Source organism: Streptomyces specialis, assembly GCF_001493375.1.
Lineage (GTDB): Bacteria > Actinomycetota > Actinomycetes > Streptomycetales > Streptomycetaceae > Streptomyces > Streptomyces specialis.
In genome coordinates, this window is record NZ_LN929839.1 from 1 (window position 1) to 2,549 (window position 2,549).

Consider the following 2,549-nt stretch of genomic DNA (forward strand, 5'->3'; position numbering starts at 1 on the left):
AAGAGGTAATAGCGTAAAAAGACAATAATAGGGCAGAAGCAAGTGGGAGAGAGTCAAAACCGATAAACCGAGGAGCAGCGGGGGCACGGCGGATGTCAGCGATCCACATCGGCAGCGGCAAGGAATGGGGATAAGGGACAGGGGCGGCACCGCGCGAGCCGGCATAGGCGGGGTGGCGCGGGCGGTGGCCTCGGCGCCCGGCCTGCGGCTGGCCGGCGTGATGACGGTCGCGCCGCTCACGGGTGTCCACGCCGGGAACCCCGGGGCGGCGTTCGAGCGTTTGATGGAAATCTCCAGGAACCTGCGCACGATCGATCCGGCTGCGACCATGGTCTCGGCGGGAATGAGCGGGGACTTGGAGGCGGCGATCGTGGCCGGGGCGACACACGTACGCGTCGGCAGCGCGGGACTCGGAGTCCGCGCCGCCCTCGGGTAACGTCGCCACGCGAGAGACCACAGTCGAAAATATGGTGAATCCCGGAAATTTCGGGCAGATTACGTGGATCCACACCGCCGGGAGGGCGGAGCCGATCCACCACAGAGCGGAGGACGCAGTCGATGGCTGGCGCTATGCGCAAGATGGCGGTCTACCTCGGCCTCGTGGAGGACGACGGCTATGACCGGCCGGGGTACGGCCCCGACGACGAGTTCGAGCCGGAGCCGGAGCCCGAGCGACCGCGGCGGCAGCCGGCGCACGAGCCACCGCCCCGGGAGCGGCCCGAGGAGCCGGTCCGGGTGGTCCACCCCCCGGCCCAGCGGGAAACGGAGCCCACCCCCGCTCCGCTCCTCACGGAGAGCAGACGACCCGGGCGGATCGCTCCCGTGTCTTCCATCACATCCGACCGCCACAACGTGGAGAAGAGCGCACCGGTGATCATGCCCAAGGTCGTGTCCGAGAGGGAGCCGTACCGCATCACGACGCTCCATCCGCGGACCTATAACGAGGCCCGTACCATCGGGGAACACTTCCGCGAGGGCACGCCGGTGATCATGAATCTGACCGAGATGGACGACACGGACGCGAAGCGACTTGTCGACTTTGCGGCTGGTCTCGTCTTCGGTCTTCATGGCAGCATCGAGCGCGTGACACAGAAGGTGTTCCTGCTGTCGCCTGCTAACGTCGATGTAACGGCGGAGGACAAGGCCCGGATCGCCGAGGGCGGGTTCTTCAACCAGAGCTGACGACAGGCAGCGCTGACCGGTGGAGTACAGGGAGCTCCGGCGCACCGGCCGGACTCATGAGGCAAGGGGAGAGGGACAGGCAGGATGGGCATCGTTCAACAGGTGATCCTGGTTGCCTTGTACTGTCTGCTCGGCTTGCTGCTCTTCCGGCTGGTGATGGACTATGTGTTCATGTTCGCCCGGGCTTGGAACCCCGGCAAGGCGATGGTGGTCGCGCTTGAAGCCCCCTACACTGTCACCGATCCGCCACTGAAGGCGCTGCGGAAGGCGATCCCTCCCCTGCGCTTCGGGGGTGTGGCGCTTGATCTGTCCTTCTTCGTACTGATGATCATCGTCTACATCCTGATCAACGTCGTGGCCAGGCTGTGAACGAGTACGGTCTGCCGATATGCCGACGATTTACGTTGAGGTGAAGAGATGCCGCTGACCCCCGAGGACGTGCGGAACAAGCAGTTCACGACCGTCCGTCTGCGTGAAGGCTATGACGAGGACGAGGTCGATGCCTTCCTCGACGAGGTCGAGGCAGAGCTGACCCGGCTGCTCAGGGAGAACGAGGACCTGCGCGCCAAGCTGGCCGCGGCCACCCGGGCAGCCGCCCAGAATCAACAGAACATGCGAAAGCCCGAGCCGCAGGAGCGGCCGGGCGGTCCCATGTCGGCCATACCCGGCCCAGGCCCCCAGCAGCAGATGGGCGGTCCCCAGCAACAGCAGCAGATGGGCGGCCCGCCCCAGCTCCCCGCCGGTCCCGGCGGCCCGCAGGGACACCCCGGCGGCCCCGGCCCGATGGGTCACGGCGGCCCGATGGGCCCCGGCCCGCAGGGACACCCGGGCGCGCCGGTGCCGATGGGCACCCACGGCGGGCAGGGTCTGCCCGGTATGGGCCCCGGTATGGGCGGCCCCGGCCAGATGCAGCAGCAGATGCCCCAGCAGCAGATGCAGCAGCAGATGCAGCCGCAGCCGGTCGGCGGCAACGAGAGCGCCGCGCGCGTTCTCTCGCTCGCCCAGCAGACGGCCGACCAGGCCATCGCCGAGGCGCGTTCCGAGGCCAACAAGATCGTCGGTGAGGCCCGCAGCCGCGCCGAGGGTCTGGAGCGGGACGCCCGTGCCAAGGCCGACGCCCTGGAGCGGGACGCGCAGGAGAAGCACCGGGTGGCGATGGGCTCGCTGGAGTCCGCCCGCGCCACGCTGGAGCGCAAGGTCGAGGACCTGCGCGGCTTCGAGCGCGAGTACCGCACCCGTCTGAAGTCGTACCTGGAGAGCCAGCTCCGTCAGCTCGAAAGCCAGTCCGACGACTCGCTCGCCCCGCCGCGTTCCCCCGCCGCCGCGTCGCTGCCCCCGTCGCCCACGCCCTCGCTCGCGTCCGCGGG

3 protein-coding genes and 1 pseudogene are annotated in these 2,549 nt (G+C 68.4%); all 4 read left to right on the top strand.

Features of this window, described 5'->3' with window-relative positions:
* Positions 1–127: 127 nt before the first annotated feature.
* A pseudogene (locus tag BN2279_RS09380) lies at positions 128–436 on the top strand (alanine racemase); the annotation flags it as partial.
* A 122-nt stretch (positions 437–558) separates the two neighbouring features.
* Positions 559–1,182 (top strand): cell division protein SepF, encoded by a 624-nt coding sequence (locus tag BN2279_RS09385; RefSeq protein WP_059008279.1) that lies wholly within the window; start codon positions 559–561, stop codon positions 1,180–1,182.
* 84 nt (positions 1,183–1,266) lie between these two features.
* Positions 1,267–1,551, top strand: coding sequence for a YggT family protein (locus BN2279_RS09390; RefSeq protein WP_059008280.1), 285 nt, complete (start codon positions 1,267–1,269; stop codon positions 1,549–1,551).
* 48 nt (positions 1,552–1,599) lie between these two features.
* Positions 1,600–2,549, top strand: a 950-nt coding sequence (locus tag BN2279_RS09395) for a DivIVA domain-containing protein (RefSeq protein WP_059008281.1), incomplete at its 3' end; no start/stop codon positions are given.

What these genes read in the sequence shown, in the direction of transcription:
- BN2279_RS09385 (WP_059008279.1), top strand. Translation starts at nt 559, where the DNA reads ATGGCTGGCGCTATGCGCAAGATGGCGGTCTACCTCGGCCTCGTGGAG.
- BN2279_RS09390 (WP_059008280.1), top strand. Translation starts at nt 1,267, where the DNA reads ATGGGCATCGTTCAACAGGTGATCCTGGTTGCCTTGTACTGTCTGCTC.